4 protein-coding genes are annotated in these 6,266 nt (G+C 47.0%); 1 reads left to right on the forward strand and 3 read right to left on the reverse strand.

Annotation, left to right across the window (positions count from 1 at the left end; genetic code table 11):
* Positions 1-22: 22 nt before the first annotated feature.
* Together LDL18_RS08465 and LDL18_RS08470 are read right to left on the reverse strand one after the other, a co-directional pair.
* Positions 23-2,095: a BamA/TamA family outer membrane protein gene (locus tag LDL18_RS08465; RefSeq protein ID WP_296508706.1), complete on the reverse strand. Its 2,073-nt coding sequence runs from the start codon at positions 2,093-2,095 to the stop codon at positions 23-25.
* Positions 2,095-2,796, reverse strand: coding sequence for an HAD family hydrolase (locus LDL18_RS08470; protein WP_296508708.1), 702 nt, complete (start codon positions 2,794-2,796; stop codon positions 2,095-2,097). Before LDL18_RS08470 ends, LDL18_RS08465 begins: the two co-directional genes overlap by 1 nt.
* Positions 2,797-2,999: 203 nt before the next feature.
* Between LDL18_RS08470 and glmU the strand changes: the two genes are divergently transcribed.
* Positions 3,000-4,352: a bifunctional UDP-N-acetylglucosamine diphosphorylase/glucosamine-1-phosphate N-acetyltransferase GlmU gene (glmU, locus tag LDL18_RS08475; protein ID WP_296508710.1), complete on the forward strand. Its 1,353-nt coding sequence runs from the start codon at positions 3,000-3,002 to the stop codon at positions 4,350-4,352.
* A gap of 181 nt (positions 4,353-4,533) precedes the next feature.
* Here the strand turns inward: glmU and LDL18_RS08480 are convergent.
* The coding region (locus LDL18_RS08480) for a transglycosylase domain-containing protein (protein WP_296508712.1) at positions 4,534-6,266 on the reverse strand (1,733 nt) is incomplete at its 5' end.

Consider the following 6,266-nt stretch of genomic DNA (forward strand, 5'->3'; position numbering starts at 1 on the left):
GGTATATCCTGTTTTTCGGGCATCAGAAGGCTTGCCCCAAGGAGACAAACACACCGATACGATTTTCACCCGCATGACGATGGAGTGGGGTGCCAAGATCAACGCGCATAGGGCCAAAGCTGGTATAGTAACGCAATCCCAAACCTGTCCCCAAACGTAGACCGCTCATGCGTGGTAGGGTGGATGTGTAAAGATTACCGGCATCAAGGAAAGGCACCAATCCCAAATCCCCAAAGCGGAAACGGGTTTCAATAGAAAATTCGGCAAGGCTTGAGCCACCCAGCGGTTTTCTGTTGGCATTCAGATTACCAATGGCCTGATAACTGAAACCCCGAACGGAACCGCCGCCGCCAACGTAATAACGACGGGAAGGCGCAAGGTCACTGCTGTCACTGCCTATAATAGATCCCATTCGGACGCGTCCGGCTAGCACAATATTATGACCAAGCGGTTGGTAGCCGCTCGCATCTATTTGGGTTCGGATATAAGGCACTGTCTTATGTAGAAATGAAATTTCCGGTGACGCATGGGCGCTTAATCGAAAGCCTTTTGTCGGGTTCAGCAGATTATCACTGCTATCATACCCCAATTGACTAGGCAGGGCGGCTATCAAATATTGGTGATGTCCAGCGCCATAGGTGTAGTAGCCATTATCGCGTTCGTCTGAACCGATAAATTGGCCGCCAATCGACCAGACCCATTTTTTCTGCCAAATAATATTAGTCTCGCGTTCAAAACTCGCCGATAAAGTAGCCGTGCGCGCATCATAAGCGCGCCTTTTGGTATGAAGAACCGAGAGGCTGGATGATAATATATGGTCTCTTGCGCCTTTATTACCTTGTCTTAAAGATGCGCCGACACCTTGGTCACGTGTTCCAAGAATACCGGAGAAGGTGACAGCACCTTCCGGCTTTATCATATTACGATGAGTCCAACTGACATCCGAACGAACACCTTCACCATTTCCATAGCCAACCGTTCCAGCGATAGTGTGGAGTGGTGCTTTTTCAGTCGTAATCGCGATATTGGTAACATTCGGATGATCGGGATCTGGCATGGGTTTTAATTGGATAGTGGAAACCAGACTGGTTTGAATAACGGCGCGACGCAAATCATCAAGTAACACCGAATCATAAGGGGTGCCGGGATGGAAGCGCGCAATCTCATTGAGGTGATGTGTATCAAGCGGTTGGCTGTTTTTATTAAGGATGATTTCGCCAAATTTTTGGGGCTTGCCTGTCTCGACATTCATCACCAGACTGCCTGTAAAATTGCTGTGATCTATGACAATGTCCGGCTGGGTTATCTGGGCAAAGGGGAAGCCAAGATGACCGAGTTGTTTTTCCAAATCTTGATCGGCCGAAATAATGGCGGATTGATCCACTGGATCATCTTTATGAATCGGGTAAATTTTTTGTAAGCCTAGTTGTGGCGTATCTTCTTTATCCAAGCCGTTAACCTTGACATCCGTAAAGCGATAAAGCTGACCGGGGTTCACTTTAAATTCGATAACGACTTTATGCTTTTCGATGATCGGGGTTAAGCGCGATTCAACCAAAGCGTCATAATACCCGCCGGACTGCAATAAGGCGGTCAGGTTTTCGCTGTCATCTCTGATGCGTCTTCTTATTTGGGCAATGTTGGCGCGCTTGCGGCGCGTCATGTAAAGTGTTGAAAGACTATTAAAACTGCTTTGCCATGTATGCTCACGCGGCGGCAAACCTGTGATTTTGACCGTGTAATGATAACCAAGATTATTTTCTGAAACAGAAGATATTTTATTCTTGGAAGATTTTGGTTGGTTATCAGCCTTGCTATTCGCTGACGGTGATAAATCACTTTCTGTATTGGAATCTGTTTTTTGGAGATCTGGCCAGTCTACCCCAAGATCAGACCAATTATCCAAAGGTGCCATTGAAAAACCTTTGCTGTTGTCGGTCATGATATTTTTTTGGGGCGGCGGCTTTGCCTTGACCGCTTCGATATAAGTCAAAAAAAGCGTTGCTGCGATCACCCATGATGCAACATGTTTTTGTCTTTTCTTCTTTAAAAAGCCAGCCTCTTTAATGGGAAAAGGCCTAAAGAAACAGGTCATCAATCCGGCTTGACCACGGCATCTGGCATCATATCATCGGAAAAACTGGCGAGAGTAGGAATAAGTTCCTGATAATTGCTAATAACACGGTCAGCACCCAAAGCCGTAGCCGGAACATCAGAATAACCAAAGCTTACCAGAATAACGGGTAAATCGGCATTGTGGCCTGTTTTGACATCCGTAATAGAGTCGCCAATAAAGGCCGTTCGGCCACCGCCCATTCTATGGATGGCTTCGAGTAAAGGCTTGGGATCGGGTTTTCTGACTGAAAAACTGTCACCGCCAATAATATCTGAAAAATAGTGATCCCAGCCCAGCTGGTGGATAATCGGCCGCGCCAGACATTCTGGTTTGTTGGTATAGACAATCAATTCCAAACCGAGGTCTTGAAGTGCTTTTAATATCTCTTCGACGCCTTCATAGGGACGCGTATGCACCAAAACGTGCTTTTTGTAATAAGCTAGCATCAAAGGGAATCCTTTGACCATCAATTCCTGATTGATGCCGCCTGTCACCTCCAAAGCCTGTTCCATTAGTCGTCGGATACCTTTTCCCATCATTTTTTCGACCTGTTCCTGTGTCGGAACGGGGCGTCCCATTTGTTTTAAAGCATAATCAAGGGCTGCATGAAGGTCAGGTGAACTGTCGATAAGCGTGCCATCGAGATCAAAGCCGATAAAGTCAAATGGAATACGGGACATAATGGGTAAAAACTCCCTGCTATAGAATAAAGGCTATTTATCCCCGTGGGGCACGGTCATAAGAGACAGAACAACAGCAATAATTACGATGTCGTGGAAATATATCGGCTTATAGAGATATTTGCCTGTAAAATTAAGTCTGTTCCTGTTCTAGAAATAGGCACAACTTCATGGCAAAAGCCGAATATAGGAGAGTTTTTGTTATGACTGCTCATAAGCCTTTTTCTGCTGTTATTCTAGCCGCGGGTAAGGGAACGCGGATGCGTTCGGATACCCATAAAATCTTACATGCCCTTGCTGGCAGACCTCTTTTAGGATGGGTTCTGGACAGCCTTGCTCCATTATCGCCTGATCATACCGTGGTTGTGACAGGTTCCGGCCGCGAGCAAGTCGAAAATTATCTAAAACAGGTTAATTTGCCCGTTACCTCGGTTACCCAAGAAGAGCAATTGGGTACGGCGCATGCTGTGGCACAGGCTAAATCGGCTTTGAAGGATTTTAAAGGGGATATTGTCGTTCTTTATGGCGATGTTCCTTTAGTGCAACCCAAAACGATAAAAGCCTTGCTGGCGCGATTGCATCATGAAGACAAGCCGACGGTTGCTGTTTTAGCCTTCAGACCCGATGATCCGCGTCAATATGGGCGTATTATCACTGATAAGACCGCCCATATTCAAAAAATGGTCGAATATAAGGATGCCAGCGAAGAAGAGCGCGCAATCACCCTGTGTAATAGCGGCCTATTAGCTATCAGGGCGAGTGATCTTTGGCCGTTATTATCACGGGTTCAGAATAATAACGCATCAGGCGAATATTATCTGCCTGATATTGTTATGCTGACTTTGTCCGAAGGACGTCAAGCCGTGACTGTTGATGCGGAAACTTGGGAAGTTTCTGGCGTTAATAATCGAGCAGAGCTCGCTAACCTTGAAAGCCTGTGGCAAAATCGAAAGCGGCAGGATGTCATGAAAGACGGGGCTAGTCTGATTGCACCTGAAACCGTGTGGTTCAGCTATGACACTGAAATCGGGCGAGATGTCATTATTGAACCGCAAGTCTTTTTTGGACGTGATGTTAAAGTTGCCAATGGTGTAACCATTCATAGCTTTAGCCATATTGAAGGGGCTGACATTAAAGAAAATGTCGAAATAGGCCCCTTTGCACGGTTGAGACCCGGTGCCGAAATCGCTGAAAAAGCTAAAATCGGTAATTTCGTGGAGATTAAGAAGTCCAAAGTCGAGAAAGGTGCCAAGGTTAATCACCTGACCTATATCGGTGATGCGACCATTGGCGCAGGTTCCAATATCGGCGGCGGCACTATCACCTGTAATTATGACGGCTTTAACAAAAGCCGCACTGAAATTGGCGAGAAAGCCTTTATCGGTTCCAATAGTGCATTGGTTGCGCCGGTGCGTATCGGGGCAGGGGCTATTATTGCCGCGGGGTCAACCATTACGCATAATGTGCCAGATGACAGCTTGGCGATTGCCCGATCCGAACAAGAAAATAAGGCCTTATGGGCAAAAAAATTTCGACAGAGAAAAAAGAAAAAATAAAGAAAAGCCGGTTTCTACCGGCTTTTTTTATAGCCGCATCCTTTATCAAAAGACAAAGAGTCAGGGATATATCCCGTCCAATAAATGGCGATTATCTTTTAAGAAGATGGCTTAAAATAAAAATATTCCGGCTGCCATAGGCAACCGGAATATCAAAATGCCCTATCGTTGAGAAGATAAATCAGCCTTCGGGATTATGGCCAAGAACATTATCGAGCCAGTTTTTATCTAATGCTGGGTCGGTATGTCCTGTTGATTTTTCTTTACCAGAATCCGGCTTTGTCGCGGATTTTTCATTTCCCTTGGCATGGTTGTCATCCGCATCCCCTGCATGTTTTTCTGTCACCGCGGGTGGTAGAGTAGGCGCGGGGGTATCTGCTGGAAGACCGGATGCTGGATGAATAGCCGCGGCATCACCGAAATAGGTTTCGTCATCCGGTTCAAGCTGTGAATCTGGCAAAGTTACCTGTGTGTCAAAAGGAACAACGGGTCGATCAGCCACAGCGACACGCATATATTTCGAGAACGCCATGGCCGGAGCGTGGCCGCCGGATAATCCGGGTACAGGTTTAGAATCATCGCGCCCCATCCAGACGCCTGTTGTCAGACCACTAGAGAAACCAATGAACCAGCCATCATGACTAGATGAAGTCGTTCCGGTTTTACCGGCAACAGGGCGACCTATCTGGGCAGCGCGTGCGGTTCCGGTGGCAACCGCCGTTTGCAACAAATCAGTCATTTCCGCTGCCACCCAAGGCGCTAATAAGACCTGATCGCTGTTATCAGGATGCTGATATAACAATTTGCCGTAGCTGGATGTGATGCGGCTAATACCATAGGGCGTAACCGCAATGCCTTTTCTGGCAACAACAGCAAAAGCGCGGGTCATATCAATCAAACGGACATCAGAAGTTCCAAGCACCATTGAAGGCACAACATCAATCGGCGTTGTGATGCCTAATCTTTTCGCCATGGTGGCGACAGTATTAAAGCCGACTTGACTACCGAGTTTGGCGGCAATTGTATTCAAAGAAAAGGCAAAGGCCGTTCTGATGCTGATATCGCCTGAAAAATGACGGGAAGCGTTTCTTGGACTCCATCCGTTGATGGTAACCGGTTCATCAACAATACGATCATCAGGGCGAACCCCACTTTCTAAAGCCGCAAGATAAACAAAAAGTTTGAAAGATGAACCCGGCTGACGGGTGGCCTGTGTTGCCCGATTATAGATAGAAGAAACATAATCGCGGCCACCAACCATGGCTCGAACTGCACCATCGCTATCAAGTGTAACCAAGGCACCTTGCGCCCCTTTCGGGGTGGATTCTTGAATTGTTGTGTCTGCGGCTCTTTGCATTCCGAGATCAAGCGTTGTCCAGACATCAATCGGTTCTGTGCTGGGTTCGATCAGAGAATCTAACTGTGCCAAAGCCCAATCTGTAAAGTAGCGCACACCATTTTGATGCGGTTCAGCTGATAAAGCAACATTTTGCGGATCGGCATTGATCTGTTCGGTTGGGTTAATCAGATGCTGTTCTGCCATCAATCCCAAAACAACGCGTCCACGGCTAACCGCGGCTTCTGGATCGGCGGTTGGCGAATAATTGGAAGGTGCCTTGACCAAACCTGCGATAATAGCAGCTTCGGGAAGTGAAAGCTGGGTTGCGGGATGCCCGTAAAATTTACGGGAAGCCGCATCAATCCCGTAAGCACCACCGCCGAAATAGACCCGATTGAGATAAAGCTCTAAAATTTGGTTTTTGGTGAATTTTTGCTCAATCGCTAATGCCAGCAAGGCTTCCCGTGCTTTACGGGCAAAGCTGTAATTATTGGTCAGAAAGACATTGCGGGCTAATTGCTGGGTGATGGTTGATGCCCCTTGCCAGCGTTTGCCTTGTCCATGGTGAATAATTG

The organism is Zymomonas sp. (genome assembly GCF_020216885.1).
In the GTDB taxonomy this organism is placed as follows: Bacteria; Pseudomonadota; Alphaproteobacteria; order Sphingomonadales; family Sphingomonadaceae; genus Zymomonas.